This is a genomic window from Nocardioides sp. Root122 (assembly GCF_001425025.1).
GTDB lineage: Bacteria > Actinomycetota > Actinomycetes > Propionibacteriales > Nocardioidaceae > Nocardioides.
The window spans coordinates 96,745-114,205 of the sequence record NZ_LMDE01000010.1 but is presented as its reverse complement, the minus strand read 5'-3'; the positions used below and the strand labels follow the sequence as shown (position 1 = coordinate 114,205).

Here is a 17,461-nt window from a genome sequence, read left to right as displayed (position 1 = left end):
CGGCCGTCACACGAGCCAACTGCCTAGGCCTGACCCAGGCACCCATTGATCGCTCGCGCGTATCAATGCCGGCCAAACAAGTCCTTGTCATCGATGAATATCCAGACCTACCGTGAATCAATCGCCGACGACGTGAGCGTCGTCACCACCGGCCGGAACACACTGGACGACGAGGGGAGGACCCCGTGGAGCTGCGTCACCTGCGCTACTTCGCCGCTGTCGCGGAGACCAAGCACTTCGGTCGCGCCGCCGAGCGGCTGCACCTTGCCCAGCCCGCGCTCTCCCAGGCGATCAGGCAGCTCGAGGCCGAGCTCGGCACCCCCCTCTTCGTCCGCACCACCCGCCAGGTCAACCTCACCCCCGCCGGGGAGTTCCTGCGCGAGGAGGCGGCCCGGGTCCTCACCGCGGTCGACGACAGCGTGCGCGGCGTACGCCGGATCGCCGAGGGCCGCCAGGGCCTGCTGCGGATCGCGTTCACCGGCACCGCCGCCCACACCCAGCTCCCCCGCATCGCCCGTGCGGTCAAGCGCGAGCTGCCGGGCCTGGCACTGGAGATCCACGCCGACCTGCTCACCCCCGCCCAGGTCGCCGGCCTGACCGACGGCAGCCTCGACCTCGGTGTGCTCCGCCCGCCCACCACGGGCGACGCGCTCAGCGTGCGCACCATCGCCCACGAGCCCCTCGTGCTCGCGGTCGCCGCCGACCACCGCCTGGCCGGCGAGCCGGTCGTCTCGATGGCCGACCTGCGCACCGAGGACTTCATCGTCTTCGCCGGCGCCAGCTCGGTGGTCAACGACGCGGTGCTGCGCAGCTGCCGCGAGGCCGGGTTCACCCCGACCGTGGCCCACGAGGCGCCGGGCACCGCCGTGATGCTGCCCCTCGTCGCCGCCGACCTCGGGATCGCCCTGGTCCCGGCCTCGGTGCGTGCCGCCCCGCTCGCGGGCGTCGTCTTCCGCGACGTCCCCGACGCCGCGTCGCTCGACCTCGCCCTTGCGTGGCGCACCGACGACACCGACCCCGCCCTGCTCGCCGTCCTCGAGGTGCTCGAGCGCGCGGGCCTCTTCTCCCCTGTCCCTGAGCTCGACGAGGTCACCCCGTGAAGATCACCCAGGTCGAGGCGATCCCCTTCGCCATCCCCTACCGCAAGCCGCTGAAGTTCGCGAGCGGCGAGGTGCACGTCGCCGAGCACGTGCTCGTCCGCGTCACCACCGACGACGGGGTGGTCGGCATCGCCGAGGCGCCGCCGCGCCCCTTCACCTACGGCGAGACCCAAGCCGGCATCGTCGCCGTCATCGACGGCATCTTCGCCCCGCAGGTGACCGGGCTCGACCTCATGGAGCGCGAGCAGATCCACGCCCGCCTGTCCCGCACCGTCGGCAACCCCACCGCCAAGTCCGCGCTCGACATGGCGATCTGGGACGCCCTGGGCCGGTCGCTCGGCTACAGCGTCACCGAGCTGCTCGGCGGCTACACCGACCGGATGCGCGTCTCGCACATGCTCGGCTTCGACGAGCCTGCCGCGATGGTCGCCGAGGCCGAGCGGATGCGCGACACCTACGGCATCACCACCTTCAAGGTGAAGGTCGGGCGCCGCCCGTTCTCGCTCGACACCGCCGTCGTCCGCGCCCTGCGCGTGGGCCTCGGCGACGACGTCGAGCTCTACGTCGACGGCAACCGCGGCTGGTCCGCCTCCGAGTCGGCCCGCGCGATGAAGGACATGGCCGACCTCGGCCTCACCTTCGCCGAGGAGCTGTGCCCCGCCGACGACGTCCTCGGGCGCCGCTGGCTGGTCTCACAGCTCGACGTCCCCTTCATCGCCGACGAGTCCGTCGTGACCCCGGCCGAGGTGACCCGCGAGGTCCTCGGCGGGTCGGCCACCGCCGCCAGCATCAAGACCGCGCGGACCGGCTTCACCACCAGCCGTCGCGTGCACCACCTCGCAGAGGGCCTCGGCATCGAGCTGGTCATGGGCAACCAGATCGACGGCCAGCTCGGGTCGCTGTGCTCGGTCGCCTTCGGGTCGGCCTTCGAGCTGACGTCACGGCGCGCCGGCGAGCTCTCCAACTTCCTCGACATGAGCGACGACCTGCTCGCCGAGCCGCTCGAGATCCGGGGCGGCGAGCTCGTCGCCCGCTCCGGTCCCGGGCTCGGCGCCGTCCTCGACCCCGACAAGCTCGCGCACTACCGCCAGGACTGACCGGAGGGCACCGCCGCCACCCCGGTCGTACATCACCCATCCCGCACACCCGCACACCCGCCAGCAAGGAGCACCGCCATGAGCACCACCATCAACGAGACCGAGGCCCAGCAGGCCTCCGCCGCCGCCTCCGGCGCGAGCGCCACCGAGCGCTTCCACGCCGACAAGTCGCCCTTCGAGGCCGTCAAGGACGTCCCCGCCGAGCGCGTGGACACGCTCGCCCGCGAGGTCCTCGAGGCGATCTACGCGACCGTGCGCAAGCACAAGGTCACCTACGACGAGTTCAATGCGCTGAAGGCGTGGCTGATCAACGTCGGTGAGGACGGCGAGTGGCCGCTGTTCCTGGACGTGTGGCTCGAGCACGTCGTGGAGGACGTCGCCACCGAGCACCGCGAGGGCAACAAGGGCTCCATCGAGGGCCCCTACTACGTCCCCGACGCTCCCGAGCAGGGCGCGAAGGGCACCATCCCGATGCGCGAGGACGAGGGCGGCACGCCGCTCGTGTGGAGCGGCCAGGTCACCTCGACCGACGGCTCCGCCCTCGGTGGCGCCAAGGTCGAGCTCTGGCACGCCGACGACGACGGCTTCTACTCCCAGTTCGCCCCGGGCATCCCCGAGTGGAACCTGCGCGGCTCGTTCACCACCGACGCCGACGGCCGCTTCGAGATCACGACGGTCCAGCCCGCGCCCTACCAGATCCCGACCGACGGCTCCTGCGGCAAGCTGATCGCCGCCGCCGGCTGGCACGCCTGGCGCCCCGCCCACCTCCACGTCAAGGTCTCGGCGCCCGGGCACGAGCTGCTCACCGCCCAGCTCTACTTCCCCGGCGACGAGCACAACGACGACGACATCGCCTCGGCGGTGAAGCCCGAGCTCGTCCTCGACCCGCAGCAGCAGCCCGATGGCAGCGCGACCGTCGACTACGGCTTCGTGCTCGACCCCGCCAAGGGCTGAGGCGCCGATGCTCTACCACGTGCGCATGGACGTCCGGATCCCGCTCGACATGGACGCCGACGTCAAGGCCGACCTGGTCGCCCGCGAGAAGGCCTATGCCCAGGAGGTGCAGCGCTCCGGTCGCTGGCCGCACCTGTGGCGGATCGTCGGGGAGTACGCCAACGTCTCGATCTTCGACGTCGAGTCCAACGACGCGCTCCACGAGCTCCTCTCCGGGCTCCCGCTGTTCCCCTACATGGACATCCAGGTCACGCCGCTCGCGACGCACCCCTCGTCGATCGCATGACACGTCCCGCCCCCGACCCGTCCTCCGCGCCCCGCGGAGGACGGGTCGCTGCGGCGAGGGCCAGATGAGGCCCAGATCACATCCGGCCGGGAATGAAGTCATCCACCGCGTCGTTGGACTGATTGAATTGTCAACTACCTGACGCACCTCGACCTCCCAGGAGTCCCCATGTCGTTCTTCCGCCGCACCAAGAGCACCGCCGCCGCCGCCGCGCCCAGCGCGCCCGTCGCCGTCCTCGACCGCGACTCGATCACCGGTGACTACGTCATCGACGCCAGCCACAGCCGCCTCGGCTTCTCCGCCCGCCACGCGATGGTCACCACCGTCCGCGGCCAGTTCCAGGACTTCGAGGGCTCCGCGCACGTCGACGCCGAGGACCCGGCCGCCTCGCGCGTCGCCCTCACCATCCGCCCCGCGAGCATCTCGACCGGCTCCGCCGACCGCGACGGTCACCTGCAGTCCGGCGACTTCTTCGACGTCGAGGCCTTCCCCGAGATCACCTTCACCTCGACCGCCGTCGAGCGCGACGGCGCCGAGTGGTCCATCACCGGCGACCTGACGATCAAGGGCACGACGAAGTCCGTCACGATCCCCTTCGAGGAGACCGGCACCGCCGTCGACCCGTTCGGCAACACCCGCGTCGGCTTCGAGGGCGCGACCACGATCAACCGCAAGGACTGGGACCTCTCCTGGAACGCGGCCCTCGAGACCGGTGGCGTGCTCGTCTCCGAGAAGATCAAGCTCGAGCTCGACGTCTCCGCGATCAAGAGCGCCTGATCACGCCTCCCCCACGCAGCGCGCACGAGCCCGGACCCGGTGGTGTCCGGGCCCGTGCGCGCTTCCTCGTGTCAGTCGTCGCCGCCTCCACGACGAGCCTGCTCCGGCTGAACCCGGTCCCGCCCGGCCAGCACCGCGTCGCGCTCCGCGCCGGGTTGAGCGTCGCGGTCCCGCTGCTCACGCTGGTGCTGCTCGACCGCACGACCTGGGCGGTCTACGCCGCCTTCGGTGCCTTCACAGCCCTCTACGGACGCAGCCGTGTGCACCTCCCCCGGGCCGTCATGCAGAGCACGGCCGGCCTCGTCCTCGTGGCCGCCGTGGGCCTCGGCGCCGCGGTCTCCGCGGCAGCCGTCGGCCCGTGGACGCTCGTCCTCCTCAGCGCGCTCGTGGCGGCCGCCGGCTCGATGGCCTCGACCGTCTTCGACTGGCACCCGTCCGGGCCGCTGTTCGCGATCTTCGCGTTCGGCACGGTCGCGTCCGTGCCGGCCGGTCGGTCCGACGTCGGGGTCGCCCTCGCCGTCGCGGGCGCCAGCGCCGTCCTGGCCGTCGTCATCGGCAACATCGGCGCCGTCGCGCGGCGCGCTGCCCGGACCTCGACGCCGCCCCTCCGCGCCCCTCGGTACGTCGACCCGCTCCGCTACCTGCTCGTCGTGCTCCTCGCCGGTGGGGCCGCCACCGCTGCCGGCATCGGGCACCCCTGGTGGGCGATGGTCGCCGCCGTGGCCCCGCTGAGCGTCAGCGGTCGCGACCACCAGTCGCTGCGCGCCGCCCACCGTGCCGTCGGCACCCTGCTCGGGCTGCTGCTGGCCGCGCCACTGCTCCTGCTCGGGCTCGATCCCGTCGCACTGGTGCTCGTCGTGGTCGTGCTCCAGGTCGTCACCGAGCTGGTCGTGGGACGCAACTACGGCATCGCGATGCTCTTCATCACCCCGATGGCGCTGCTGATGGGCCAGCTCGGCTCGTCTCAAGGGTCCGGCGCGCTGCTCTTCGACCGCGGCGTCGAGACTGCCATCGGCGTCGTCGTCGCGCTCGCCCTGATCGCCGTTGAGCACGGGCGCGACACCGTCGCCCGCTGAGGGCCGGTCCGTCCCACCGCTCCCCTGACGAGCGGCGCCGGTCTGGACCGGACCGGCGGTGTCGGCAGGGGCCGCGCGCGTGCGGGAACCACATACCCAACCGGGGGCCTTGACGCCACCCGGGCACGGGTGGAGGTTCGACCCATCCCCGGGGGAGCCGCGCCCGGGCGCCACTCTGACTTCCAGGACCGGGCTCCCACCCCGTCCTGGAGGGTGCCGTGAAGAGCACAGACCGCCGTCCCGTCATCGTCGTCGCAGCCCTGGCCCTGGTGGCCCCGGCCGCCGTCACCGCCCTCGCGGTGGGCACCACGGAGGCCGCCTCGGCTCACAAGGGCGGCGGGCACCATCCGTCACCGCACTCCACCTCCAAGGCGGTCTACTTCGCCTCCGACGGGCTCCGCCAGGACCTCGTCGAGAAGTACGCCGACCAGGGCGTGATGCCGACGATGAAGAAGTTCCTGCGCAACGGCGTCAAGGCGCGCGGCAACGGCATGCTCACCCAGGCGCCCCCCAACACCGGCGCCGGCTGGTACACCCTCGCCACGGGTGCGTGGCCGGGTGTGCACGGCTCAACGAACAACACGTTCCACAAGAACGGCGACCCGTTCGCCAACCGCACGGCGGCGTTCGACTCGGGGGTGCTGCAGGCCGAGTCGATCGCGCAGTCGGCGGAGCGCGGCGGCCTCAAGGTCGCCCAGATGGAGTGGGCCGGCGGACGCAACGCCTCCATCCAGGGGCCCACCATCGACTACCAGAGCTTCCACTCCGGCCGCGGCGTGGCCACGAACTTCATCGGCCAGAAGGGCGAGCCGATCTTCGACGACGCGCCCTTCATCGCCTCCTTCGGCCTCCAGTTCGACCACCCGAGCGGCTACGCCGGGCAGGCGCCGTTCCCGTCCGCCGCGCCCAGCCCGGCCACGGGCTGGACGGGCGTGCCGACGTCGTACAGCCCCGCCCAGGAGATGCGGCTGCGGGTGCTCGACGCCGGCGTCGACAAGTACGGCTTGAACGCCTACCTCTACGACAGCCGCAACGACGGCCGGACGAAGTACGACCGGGTCCTGTTCTCCCCGACCAAGAGCGGCTCCGACGCCGTCGGCGACCTGCGCCAGGGCGAGTGGGCCGACGTCAAGGTGACCATCCAGGGCGGTGCGCTGGCCGGCAAGACCGCCGGCATGCTGGTGAAGGTCGAGACCCTCTCCCCCGACCTCTCCCGCGTGCGGCTGTTCCACACCTCGGTGACCCGCGCGATCGCCAGCTGGCCGACCTGGCCGGGCGAGCCGGGCTACACCGACTTCGACGAGTACCTCGCGGCCGAGTTCCCGACCTCCACGGCCGCGGACTTCGCCATCCTCGAGGCCGGCGTCACCAGCGAGGAGACCTACGCCCAGCAGGGCCTCTACTGGTCCACCGGCCACTGGCCGATGCTGGAGTACATCGCCCGGACCTACCAGCCCGACCTGCTGATGGTCGGCATGCCGACGACCGACGAGTTCCAGCACCAGTTCCTCGGCCTCGTCACCAAGCGCCTGCCCGGCGGCGCGCCCAACCCGGCGTACGACGACGTGGACCTCGACGGCGTCAAGGACGGCCGGGTCGCGCAGCGGGCAGCGTTCATCCGGGAGGCCTACGCCGAGTCCGACCAGACACTGCGGCTCGCGCGGTCGCTGGTCGGCAAGGACCCCACGACGTTCGTGGGCTCCGACCACGGCTTCGCCCCGCAGTTCCTGGCGATCGACGCCAGCCGGCCGCTGGTCGACATGGGCCTGCTGTCGCGGCCGCAGACGTCGAACTGCCGCCCGGCCGCGGGCGAGACGATCGGCAAGGCCAAGGCCTGCTGGGCCGGCGGGACGCTGCAGGTCTACCTCAACCTCGCCGGGCGCGACCCGGCCGGTGGCGGCCTGCAACAGGTGCCGGCCGCCGACGAGGCCGCGACGGTCGCCGCGATCAAGGCGGCGTACCTCGGCCTGACCGACCCCAACGACTGGACGCACGACGGCAACCCCGAGGGGTGGACCGTCATCGACCGGGCCTTCACCAAGGCCGAGGCGCGCCACATCCCCAACGGACCGGGCAGCACCGCCGACATGGCGCACCCGACCCGCACCGGCGACCTCGTCGTCTTCTCCTACCCGCCCTACCAGTTCGACGCCGAGACGCCCGGCACGCTCGTGGCGCCCTCGCACTTCTTCGGACAGCACGGCTACGTCCCCGACGTCCAGGACCTGGCGGCCAACGTCAACATGCGCGCGACGTTCCTCGCCGGCGGCGCGGGCATCGGGCACGGCCGGGTGGCGGCACGCTCGATCGACCTGGCCCCGACGCTGGCGTTCCTGCTCGGGGTCCCCGAGCCGCAGCACAGCCAGGGCGAGGTGCTCCTCGACGTCGCCGACGACGGCCACTCCTACACGCCGGTGCCGATCGTCGGGCTCAGCGACTTCCACGGACAGCTCGACCCGACGACGCGCGCCTACGACAACGGCATCAACGCCCGCGTCGGAGGCGCGTCGTTCCTCGCGACGATGTTCGACGAGGACCTCGACGCGCTGCCGGGCGAGGGCCTGATCCTGGCCGGCGGCGACAACGTCGGCGCCTCTCCCCCGAGCTCGGCGCTGCTCGAGGACATGCCCGCGATCGACGTGGAGAACGCCTGGGGCCTCGACGCCACGTCCTACGGCAACCACGAGTTCGACTACGGCGTCGCCCGGCTGCTGCAGCACCAGGCGCGCGCCGACTTCCCGTTCCTCGCCACCAACATCGTGGATGCCGACACCGGCGAGGCGCCACCGTGGGTCACGCCGTCGAAGGTGTTCCGGGTCAACGGCGTGAAGGTCGGCGTGATCGGCGCCGGGCTGGCCGAGACACCCGAGCTCGTCGCGGCCGGGGCGACCGAGGGACTCGAGTTCCTCGACGAGGCGCCGAGGATCAAGGCCGAGTCCGAGCGGCTGCGCCGGCAGGGCGTCAAGGTCCAGGTCGTCGTCATCCACCAGGGCACGGCGCTGGGCAGCAACCCCGTCGGCACCACCCCGGGCGCCGCGTGGGAGGGACCGATCATCGGCATCGCCGACGCACTGCAGGACACCACTGTCGACGCCATGATCGTCGGACACACGCACCGGGTCTCGAACCTGATGCGTGGCGACATCCTCATCACCGAGGGCATCAACGCCGGCGCGTCGTACTCCGTGCTCCAGCTGATGGTGCGGGGCGGCGACGTGGCCTGGGCGGGCGGCGCGACCCGCGTCGCCAAGACCCTCGGCGTGACCGGCCGCGCGGACGTCCAGGCGATCGTCGACCAGGCCAACGCGGAGACCGCCGTGCTGCGCAACCAGGTGATCGGCACGCAGGCCAACGACGTCCTGCGTGACCCCACCCGCCTGCACGAGTCGGAGATGGGCAACATGGTCGCCGACGCCATGCGTGGGAAGTACCCCGGCGTCGACGCTGCCTACACCAACTCCGGCGGGCTGCGACAGGACCTCGTCTGCTCGCCGCCCAGCGCGGGCGAGGCCGCGTGCGAGATCACGTGGGGCGAGATGTTCGCGGTGCTGCCGTTCGGCAACCGCACCACGATCCTCACCGTCACCGGCGCCCAGCTGCGTACGGCGTTCCTCAACGGCTTCTCGCCGGTGTGCAACACGGCCATCGCGACCGGCCGGTTCCCGCAGGTCTCCGGCCTGCGCGCGACCTTCCACTGCGAGGGCACGACGCCCGTCGTCGACGGGATGTGGCGGACCCCCGACGGCATCGGCGGGACGCAGACGCCCATCGCCGACGGCGACTCCGTCAGGCTGGTGACCAACGACTTCATGTTCACCGGCGGCGACGGCTACACCGTCTTCAGCCAGGCCACCGACGTCCAGCAGCCGGGCGACGACCTGATGCAGATCGCCGCCGACTACGTGACCGACAACAGCCCGGTGGACCCGCAGGTCGAGGGGAGGTTGACGCAGAACTGACGGAGAGCCGCGCGCCGTCGCGACGCGCAGCGTAGGCTGGCAGCGTCCGTCAACGCCGTCGCACCGTGCGCCGGCCCTGCGGGCAGGGCGGAAGTCCCATGTCGGAAGCCGTACCGCAGGACCATCCGCCCGACCACTGGCAGCTCACCACCCTGCTCACCGAGATCGGCCTGGCCCGCGGACGGCTCGAGACCGCGCGGAGCGGCATCCGCCCGGCCGACCAGCTGGCGCTGCGCCGCGCCCTGCTGTCGGCCCTCGAGGCGTACGCCACCGCGCTCGCCACGCGCGGAGCGCCGCTGCCCTACCGCCTACGCTCCGAGATCGACCTCTACCGAGGCCTCGGCCCCCGAGGCTGACCCCTGCCGCGCGTTGGTCGAGGAGGGACGAAGTCCCGTCACGAGACCCCCCATCCCGTCCCCTCGGTGGTTGAGGTGCGAGCGCCAGCGAGCCTCGAAACCACGCCCGCCCCCGCTGGCCGTCCTGCCTCGGTGGTTGAGGTGCGAGCGCCAGCGAGCCTCGAAACCCCGCCCGCCCCCGCTGGCCGACACCCCCTCGGTGGTTGAGGTGCGAGCGCAGCGAGCCTCGAAACCCCGCCCGCCCCCCGCTGGTCGACACCCCCTCGGTGGTTGAGGTGCGAGCGCCAGCGAGCCTCGAAACCACGCCCGCCCCGTTGGTCGTCCTGCCTCGGTGGTTGAGGTGCGAGCGCCAGCGAGCCTCGAAACCACGCCCGCCCCCGCTGGTCGACACCCCCCTCGGTGGTTGAGGTGCGAGCGCCAGCGAGCCTCGAAACCACGCCCGCCCCCGCTGGTCGTCCTGCCTCGGTGGTTGAGGTGCGAGCGCCAGCGAGCCTCGAAACCACGCCCGCCCCCCGCTGGTCGTCCTGCCTCGGTGGTTGAGGTGCGAGCGCCAGCGAGCCTCGAAACCACGCCCGCCCCGTTGGTCGAGGAGGGACAGAGCCCCGTYGGTCGAGGAGGGACAGAGCCCCGTCGCGAGACCTGTTCACGGGACGCGTCCACAGATCCTCTTCGTGGCCGCGAGTGTCGGTGTCATGTCGGTGGTCTCGCCTAGACTCGAACGCATGATCGAGACCTTGGAGCACAGAGTCGGGAAGTTCGAAGACGACCTCTCCGCCTCCGACGTGCTCGCCTCGATCCGCGCACGCAAAGCCGACGAAGATCGCGCGGCCGCTGACCAGTTGGTCCTCGCCGCCCGCTGGGCCGACCTGCACCCGCCGGAGTCGATCCACCACGCCGCGACGTTCACCGTCCCGGGCTGTGAGCACGAGGAACCCGTCGCGGGTCAGGGTGCGCCGCTGGTGGCGGAGTTCTGCATCGCCGAGCTCGGAGCGGTGCTGGGCATGTCGACCACGTCGGCGAAGAAGCTCATCGGCCACGCGTTGGAGCTGCGTCACCGGCTCCCGCGCCTGTGGGCGCAGGTCCAGGCGGGCGTCGTCCCGGCGTGGCGGGCGAGGTCTGTCGCGGAAGCCACGATCCACACGACGCCCGCGCTCACTGTCGAGGCTGCCGGGTACGTGGACGCTCACGTCGCTGCGGTCGCCGGGCGGATCGGTCCCGCGCAGCTGGACCGGCTGGTGGCGGAGACGATCAGGCGGTTCGACCTCGCGGCACCGGACCCGACCCAGGATCCGGAGGACGGGCACCTGCACGTCGACCCGCGCCAYGCCACSTTGAACGACGAGGACGTCGACTTCGGCGGCACGATGCACTTCGACGCCGTGCTCGGCATCGCCGACGCACTGGACTTCAACCACGCCGTCGCCCAGGACGCCGCGGCGCAGAAGACGACGAGGACGTCGACTTCGGCGGCACGATGCACTTCGACGCCGTGCTCGGCATCGCCGACGCACTGGACTTCAACCACGCCGTCGCCCAGGACGCCGCGGCGCAGAARGCCCTCGGMTCCACCGAGTCCCTCGACGTGCGCCGGTCCAAGGCGCTCGGCAACCTCGCCCGCGCCCAGACCGCCCTCGACCTCTCCTCGACGCCAGCGCCAGATGGTCGAGCAGCCGGTGAACGAGCCGGCGTATCAACACCCGACCTGCMGGCCGCGCGCGAGGTCGTCATCCACGCCCACTTCGACGCCASCACTGTCGGCGAGACGACGGTGTTCGGGCCGACCGGTCGGATGGAGGAAGGCCAGCGGCTCGTCCTGCTCGGGCAGGTCCAGGGCTGGTGCGCCGACACCCACACCAAAGTGACCATCAAGCCCGTCATCGACCTCACCACCGAGCTGTCCGCGCCGGGCTACGAGATCCCGACATGGCTGCGCGAGCAAGTGATCCTCCGAGATGGCAGGCGAGTTCTAGGTAGTGACGCAACACCTCGTCTGAGGAGTTGTGATGAGGAAGTTCACCAAGCCCGATCTGCCGCGTGAGCATGAACGTCGGTTCGCCCTCGGCTCCACCGAGTCCCTCGACGTGCGCCGGTCCAAGGCGCTCGGCAACCTCGCCCGCGCCCAGACCGCCCTCGACCTCTCCTCGACGCCAGCGCCAGATGGTCGAGCAGCCGGTGAACGAGCCGGCGTATCAACACCCGACCTGCCGGCCGCGCGCGAGGTCGTCATCCACGCCCACTTCGACGCCAGCACTGTCGGCGAGACGACGGTGTTCGGGCCGACCGGTCGGATGGAGGAAGGGCAGAGGTTGGTCCTGCTGGAGCAGGTCCAGGGCTGGTGCGCCGACACCCACACCAAGGTCACCATCAAGCCCGTCACCGACCTCACCACCGAGCTGAGCGCACCCGGCTACGAGATCCCGGCCTGGCTGCGCGAACAGATCGCCCTCCGCGACGGCACCTGCGCGTACCCCTGGTGCACCCGACCGGCCCGTCGTGCCGATGTCGACCACATCATCGAGTACGACCACAACGCGGAAGCCGAGGGCCGAGACCAACCCGGCCCGACCACAACCTCCAACCTCGGGTGCCTGTGCCGGTCCCATCACCGGCTCAAGACCCACTCCGCCTGGACCTACACCATGGTCGCCCCAGGCGTGTTCGAGTGGACCAGCCCGCACGGACACCGCTACCTCCGCGACCGGCACGGAAGCGTCCCGCTCGACGGGCCGGGTCTCGTGACGGGCGCCAGCGCGCCCCCCTCGACCAACGAGCACGCTGATCCGCCCGAGCGACCATGACCCCGCCCCGCACCCCGCCAGTCCCCACGATGGCGGGGCCACAACCATGTCCTGAGACGTCCGCGACTCCTCGCACGTCTGTTGCGGATCAGCTGCCCGCCGAGCGATGACTCTCCCGGTCGCAATCTCCTGGGAACACCTGAGGCGTTTCACTGCGGCAGGCGTCGCGATCCCTGAGGATGAGCCTGCCGATCTACGGGCGGCATCGTCTCTCCATGCCATCAGTGGCCCACAGGCGTGACGTCGGCCGCCCGTGCCCATGGAGCACGAAGGACACATGAACATCCTCATCCGAAGCGCCGTTGCCCTCGCGGCAACAGTTGCCATCTCGCTGAGCGCGGTAGCTGCCCCTGCTGGGGCGTCCAGCAGCGCTGCCGTCGACCGTGCGGTCACTTCGGCCGGCGTGATCACCAACCTCACCCCGCCCCGGATCATCGGCGTGCCCGCCTACGGCAACGTCCTGTCGGCCGATGTCGGCACCTGATCGGCCGCGGAGGGCCTCACGTACCAGTACAGGTGGACCGTCGACCCGGACTCCAGCTGGTTCCAGGGTGACGAGCCGACATACACGCCACTGTCCGGTTACATCGGGAAGAAGCTGTACCTGCGCATCTATGCCTTCGGGCAGGTCAACGGAGAGCCCGCCATGGGTGAGGCGCTCAGCGAACCGGTCACCGTGACGGCCGCCTCCACGAGCATCACCGCGACTGCCCCGACGGTCGTCAAGGCGAGGAAGAAGTTCGTCATCAGGGCCCACATCACCGACCCCAGCGCCAGTCTGTGGGGCACCAACGTGCTGGTGTCGCACACGAAGCGGCCGCTTGCGGGCAGCGGCACCATCTACCCCGAGGACGAGAGCGCGACTGGGATGGACGTCAAGGTCGTCGTTGCCGACTACCACGGGCGCTGGTTGCCAGTCGGCACCCATACCCTCACCGTCCGGTTCTCCGGGTTCGACGCGAGCAACGCCCCGGCGGAGTCGCTACCGTCCACCACCACCGTCAGGATCAAGGTCACCAGGCGGGGACCCCGGCGCCACTGACCGCCTGGTGCACCCCACCCGTCCCGGCATCGCTGGCCGGCGAGTCACCCCTGCTGCTCCGCGTCGGCCATGCGGCCGGCGTACCACACGGCTGCCGTCGGGGTCGCGAACGCGAGCGCCAGGACGGGTACAGCGAGGATCATCCCGCTCCCGCCGTCGGCGACCCACTCGCCGAGCGGCGTGATGCTGGCCAGCACCACCACGTTGACGACACCCAGGGCAGCGGCGACGACGACCGCTGCAACGCGCCGGCCCCCGCGCAGGCCTTCGCGCTCCTGCTGCCGTTGGGGCAGCTCGTCCTGCTGGGAGGCCTCGCCAGTCACAGCGGGAGACCGGGACAGGACGACCACCGCCGCGATCCCCACGGTCGCGCCGACCACGATGATCGTCAATGCCGCCACCACGGGCCTCGCGACATCGGGCGCGCCCAACCAGTTACCCAGCACGGTCAGCTGTCGCAGCGCGGTCGCGGTCAGCACGGTCGATGCCACCGCGAGAACCAGCACCGCGGCTGCTCGCCACCAACCCGCCAGGGTTGCCGCCGCTCGTCCGGACAGTCCCGTCGCGCGAGCCGACGCCCACGCATCCGCGGACCGTAGGCCGATGGTGCCCGCCCAGAACATGGCCACGGGGATGGCGGACGCGCCGGCCACGGAGCTCCAGAGGACGACCGGCGTCAGGACCAGCCAGCCCCCCAGGACGTTGACCCGCAGGGCCACGAACCTGTGGGCGCGGCGTCTCTTCTCGACGAGATCCATTGGCACTCCTCCTCCGTCCGGCCGGGCGATCGGCCCCACTGTGGCGCACCGGAAGGCGCGCCGTTGGCCGAACGAGCAACACGAGGTCACAGCGACCCGACACGCACCGCACCGGCCGGAGGCCCGTCCGGCGAAGCGGTGGTCTGGCCCCGGCGCCGGTAGATTTCTGCGGTGCCCGACACCCGCCCTCGCCGTACGTTCGCCGTCATCAGCCACCCCGACGCGGGCAAGTCGACCCTCACCGAGGCGCTGGCCCTGCATGCCCGGGTGATCACCGAGGCAGGCGCCGTGCACGGCAAGGGCGACCGTCGCGCCACGGTGTCGGACTGGATGGCGATGGAGAAGGCCCGCGGCATCTCGATCACGTCGGCCGCGCTGCAGTTCGTCTACCGCGACCACGTGATCAACCTCGTCGACACCCCGGGCCACAGCGACTTCTCCGAGGACACCTACCGCGTGCTGTCCGCGGTCGACTCCGCGGTGATGCTGGTCGACGCCGGAAAGGGCCTCGAGCCCCAGACCCTCAAGCTGTTCAAGGTCTGCGCGCTGCGGGGGATCCCGGTGCTGACGGTGATCAACAAGTGGGACCGTCCCGGCCTCTCCGCGCTCGAGCTGATGGACCTCATCCAGGAGAAGATCAAGCTCCGGCCCACTCCGCTGACCTGGCCGGTCGGCGAGGCCGGCGACTTCCGCGGCGTGCTGGACCGGCGTACGGGCGAGTTCGTGAAGTACACCCGCACCGCGGGTGGTGCGACCCGCGCGCCCGAGCGGCGGATGGGGCCCGACGAGGTCGAGGACGTCGACGCGCACCCGTGGCACGCGGCCGTCGAGGAGCACGAGCTGCTCACGCTCGACGAGGCCGACCACGACCAGGCGCGCTTCCTCGCCGGCGAGACCACTCCCGTGATGTTCGCCTCGGCCCTCCAGAACTTCGGCGTCGCCCAGCTGCTCGACCTGCTCCTCGACATCGCGCCGGACCCCAGCCCCACCCTGGGCGTCGACGGCACCGTGCGTGACGTCGACGACGAGTTCAGCGCCTTCGTCTTCAAGGTGCAGTCCGGCATGAACAACGCCCACCGCGACCGCCTCGCCTACGCCCGCGTCGTGTCCGGCACGTTCGAGCGCGGCATGGTGGTCACCCACGCCTCCACCGGCCGCCCCTTCACCACGAAGTTCGCGCAGTCGGTCTTCGGGCGCGACACGACCGTGATCGAGACCGCCGAGCCCGGCGACGTGATCGGCTTCGTCAACGCGCAGGCGCTGCGGGTCGGCGACACCGTCTACGTGGGCGACGCCATCGAGTACCCGCCCGTCCCGAGCTTCGCACCCGAGCACTTCGTGACCGCCAGCGCCGGTGACATCGGTCGCTACAAGCAGTTCCGGCGCGGCATCGAGCAGCTCGACCAGGAGGGCGTGGTGCAGGTGCTGCGCTCCGACCTCCGCGGCGACCAGAACCCGGTCCTGGCCGCGGTCGGCCCGATGCAGTTCGAGGTCGTCGAGGACCGGATGACCAACGAGTTCAACGCCCCCATCCGCCTCTCCCGCCTGGACTACCAGGTCGCCCGCCGCACCGACGCGGCCGGCGCCGCCGCCCTGGCCGGCAAGCGCGGCGTCGAGGTCCTCCAGCGCAGCGACGGCACGCACCTCGCCCTGTTCGTCGACCAGTGGCGTGCCCAGGTCACCGCCCGCGACAACCCGGACATCATGCTCGAGGCGCTGCCCGCCGGCGGTGCCTGAGCCGGTCGGCGCGGTGTGCCCGCCCCACGTATCGTCGACGGGGTGACTGCCCACGTGACCTCGGACCTCGAGCTCGGCAACCGGTTCGCCAGCGACCTGCCCGAGCTGGCGCTGCCGTGGCACGGCGCCGAGGTGCCGCACCCGAGCCTGCTCGTGCTCAACGACGCCCTCGCGGTCGACCTGGGCCTCGACCCGGAGTGGCTGCGCACCGCGGACGGCCTCGGGCTCCTGACCGGCACCCACGTCCCCGAGGGGGCGACCCCGGTGGCCCAGGCCTACGCGGGCCACCAGTTCGGCGGCTACTCACCGCGGCTCGGCGACGGCCGCGCGCTCCTCCTCGGCGAGCTGACCGACCGTCAGGGTCGGCTCCAGGACCTGCACCTCAAGGGATCCGGCCCCACGCCGTTCTCCCGCGGCGGCGACGGCTTCGCCGCGGTCGGCCCGATGCTGCGCGAGTACGTCGTCAGCGAGGCGATGCACGCCCTCGGCATCCCCACCACCCGGTCGCTGGCCGTCGTCGCGACCGGCCGCGACGTGCGCCGCGAGACGCTGCTGCCCGGCGCGTTGCTGGCGCGCGTCGCGAGCAGCCACCTGCGGGTCGGGTCCTTCCAGTACGCCCGGGCCACGGACGACCTCGACCTGCTCCGCCGCCTCGCCGACCACGCCATCGCCCGGCACCACCCGGCAGCGGCGGCCGCCGACCAGCCGCACCTCGCGCTCCTCGATGCCGTCATCGCGACCCAGGCCTCGCTCGTGGCCCGGTGGATGCTCGTCGGGTTCGTCCACGGCGTGATGAACACCGACAACATGACCATCTCCGGCGAGACCATCGACTACGGCCCCTGCGCCTTCATCGACGCCTTCGACCCGGCGACGGTCTTCAGCTCGATCGACACCGGCGGCCGCTACGCCTTCGGCAACCAGCCGGTCGTCGCCGAGTGGAACCTCGCCCGGTTCGCCGAGGTACTCCTCCCCCTGCTCGCCGACGACCAGGACGACGCCGTCGCCCTGGCCGTGGCGTCACTGGAGAGGTTCCGCGACCTCTACTCCGGGGAGTGGAAGGCCGGCATGCACGCCAAGCTCGGCCTGCCCGCCGGCCTGGCCGACGACGTGGCCGATGGACTGGTCGCGGACCTCGTCACGCTGATGCGCGACAACCACGTCGACCACACCTCCTTCTTCCGCGGCCTCGGCGCCGCGGCCCGGGGCGACTCCGGACCCGCGCGTGGGCTCGTGCTCGACCTGGCGGCGTACGACGCCTGGGCCGAGCGCTGGCTCGCGCTCTCCCCCGACGCCGACGCGATGGACCGGGTCAACCCCGCCTACGTCCCGCGCAACCACCTCGTCGAGGAGGCGCTGGCCGCCGGCACCGACGGCGACCTCGGCCCACTGCGCGAGCTCCTCGACGTCCTGTCCGCCCCCTACGACGTGCGGCCCGGTCTCGAGCGCTTCGCCGAGCCGGCCCCGGACTCCTTCGGCCGCGGCTACCAGACCTTCTGCGGGACCTGACCCGGGCGCGGA

The 17,461-nt window shown here is 71.7% G+C and carries 15 protein-coding genes and 1 pseudogene; 15 read left to right on the top strand and 1 reads right to left on the bottom strand.

Going from position 1 to position 17,461, the window contains the following annotated elements:
* Positions 1-185 precede the first annotated feature (185 nt).
* The 13 genes and pseudogenes from ASC64_RS09760 (at position 186) to ASC64_RS09705 (ending at position 13,445) form a co-directional block, all read left to right on the top strand.
* Positions 186-1,100, top strand: coding sequence for a LysR substrate-binding domain-containing protein (locus ASC64_RS09760; RefSeq protein WP_056907355.1), 915 nt, complete (start codon positions 186-188; stop codon positions 1,098-1,100).
* Positions 1,097-2,197, top strand: coding sequence for a mandelate racemase/muconate lactonizing enzyme family protein (locus ASC64_RS09755; RefSeq protein WP_056907354.1), 1,101 nt, complete (start codon positions 1,097-1,099; stop codon positions 2,195-2,197). Before ASC64_RS09760 ends, ASC64_RS09755 begins: the two co-directional genes overlap by 4 nt.
* Positions 2,198-2,275: 78 nt before the next feature.
* The gene (gene catA, locus ASC64_RS09750) at positions 2,276-3,151 is read left to right on the top strand and encodes a catechol 1,2-dioxygenase (protein WP_056907353.1); all 876 of its coding nucleotides are present in this window, start codon (positions 2,276-2,278) and stop codon (positions 3,149-3,151) included.
* Positions 3,099-3,437: a muconolactone Delta-isomerase gene (gene catC / locus ASC64_RS09745; RefSeq protein ID WP_306666185.1), complete on the top strand. Its 339-nt coding sequence runs from the start codon at positions 3,099-3,101 to the stop codon at positions 3,435-3,437. The genes catA and catC overlap by 53 nt, the downstream gene beginning before the upstream one ends.
* A gap of 168 nt (positions 3,438-3,605) precedes the next feature.
* Entirely contained in the window at positions 3,606-4,214 is a 609-nt protein-coding gene (locus ASC64_RS09740) for a YceI family protein (RefSeq protein WP_056907351.1), read from the top strand.
* A gap of 68 nt (positions 4,215-4,282) precedes the next feature.
* The gene (locus ASC64_RS09735; RefSeq protein WP_056907350.1) at positions 4,283-5,290 is read left to right on the top strand and encodes an FUSC family protein; all 1,008 of its coding nucleotides are present in this window, start codon (positions 4,283-4,285) and stop codon (positions 5,288-5,290) included.
* Positions 5,291-5,508: 218 nt separating this feature from the next.
* Positions 5,509-9,249: a 5'-nucleotidase C-terminal domain-containing protein gene (locus tag ASC64_RS09730; RefSeq protein ID WP_056907349.1), complete on the top strand. Its 3,741-nt coding sequence runs from the start codon at positions 5,509-5,511 to the stop codon at positions 9,247-9,249.
* A gap of 98 nt (positions 9,250-9,347) precedes the next feature.
* Entirely contained in the window at positions 9,348-9,605 is a 258-nt protein-coding gene (locus ASC64_RS09725; protein ID WP_056907348.1) for a hypothetical protein, read from the top strand.
* Between the two features lie 692 nt (positions 9,606-10,297).
* Positions 10,298-10,891: pseudogene (locus tag ASC64_RS23140) on the top strand (DUF222 domain-containing protein); the annotation flags it as partial.
* 188 nt (positions 10,892-11,079) lie between these two features.
* Complete coding sequence (locus ASC64_RS22745) at positions 11,080-11,643, top strand: hypothetical protein (RefSeq protein WP_056907346.1); 564 nt, start codon at positions 11,080-11,082, stop codon at positions 11,641-11,643.
* Positions 11,609-12,403 carry an HNH endonuclease signature motif containing protein gene (locus ASC64_RS09710; RefSeq protein ID WP_056907345.1) on the top strand — a complete coding sequence of 265 codons (795 nt, stop codon included), beginning with the start codon at positions 11,609-11,611 and terminating at the stop codon, positions 12,401-12,403. Before ASC64_RS22745 ends, ASC64_RS09710 begins: the two co-directional genes overlap by 35 nt.
* 277 nt (positions 12,404-12,680) lie before the next feature.
* Entirely contained in the window at positions 12,681-12,887 is a 207-nt protein-coding gene (locus ASC64_RS21985; RefSeq protein ID WP_156385114.1) for a hypothetical protein, read from the top strand.
* Positions 12,888-13,049: 162 nt separating this feature from the next.
* Positions 13,050-13,445 (top strand): hypothetical protein, encoded by a 396-nt coding sequence (locus tag ASC64_RS09705; RefSeq protein ID WP_056907344.1) that lies wholly within the window; start codon positions 13,050-13,052, stop codon positions 13,443-13,445.
* A gap of 44 nt (positions 13,446-13,489) precedes the next feature.
* Here the strand turns inward: ASC64_RS09705 and ASC64_RS09700 are convergent, their stop codons facing one another.
* Positions 13,490-14,203 carry a hypothetical protein gene (locus ASC64_RS09700; RefSeq protein ID WP_056907343.1) on the bottom strand — a complete coding sequence of 238 codons (714 nt, stop codon included), beginning with the start codon at positions 14,201-14,203 and terminating at the stop codon, positions 13,490-13,492.
* 171 nt (positions 14,204-14,374) lie between these two features.
* On the opposite strand from ASC64_RS09700, the gene ASC64_RS09695 reads away from it, so the two are divergent.
* Both ASC64_RS09695 and ASC64_RS09690 read left to right on the top strand, forming a co-directional pair.
* Positions 14,375-15,940 (top strand): peptide chain release factor 3, encoded by a 1,566-nt coding sequence (locus ASC64_RS09695; RefSeq protein WP_156385113.1) that lies wholly within the window; start codon positions 14,375-14,377, stop codon positions 15,938-15,940.
* Between the two features lie 42 nt (positions 15,941-15,982).
* On the top strand, positions 15,983-17,449 hold the full coding sequence (locus ASC64_RS09690) for a protein adenylyltransferase SelO (protein ID WP_056907341.1): 1,467 nt from the start codon (positions 15,983-15,985) through the stop codon (positions 17,447-17,449).
* Positions 17,450-17,461 lie beyond the last annotated feature (12 nt).